Here is a 319-nt window from a genome sequence, read left to right as displayed (position 1 = left end):
GACGACCTCAGCGGGCGAGCCGTCGTCGACGATGGCTCCGCCGGACATCACCAGCACACGGTCCGCGATCCGTGCCGTCGACAGACGGTGCGCGATGACCAGGGCCGTGCGTCCTTCCAACACCGTGCGCATCGCCTGGTGGACGAGTCTTTCGGAGGGAGTGTCCAGGAAGGATGTGGCCTCGTCGAGGATCACCACGGACGGGTCCGCGAGCAGCGCGCGGGCGAGCGCCACCAGTTGACGTTGTCCCGCCGAGACCCGGCTCCCGCGCTTGCGGACATCCGTGTCGTACCCGTCCGGCAGCCCAGCGATGAACTCG

The 319-nt window shown here is 69.0% G+C and carries 1 protein-coding gene; it reads right to left on the bottom strand.

Annotation, left to right across the window (positions count from 1 at the left end):
- Positions 1-319, bottom strand: a 319-nt coding sequence (locus ELR45_RS39650) for an ATP-binding cassette domain-containing protein (RefSeq protein WP_205857552.1), incomplete at both ends; no start/stop codon positions are given.

The sequence above is a fragment of the Phytoactinopolyspora endophytica genome (assembly GCF_004138495.1).
In the GTDB taxonomy this organism is placed as follows: Bacteria; Actinomycetota; Actinomycetes; order Jiangellales; family Jiangellaceae; genus Phytoactinopolyspora; species Phytoactinopolyspora endophytica.
The sequence above is the reverse complement of the archived record's forward strand: the minus strand, read 5'-3'. Positions and strand labels throughout refer to the sequence as shown.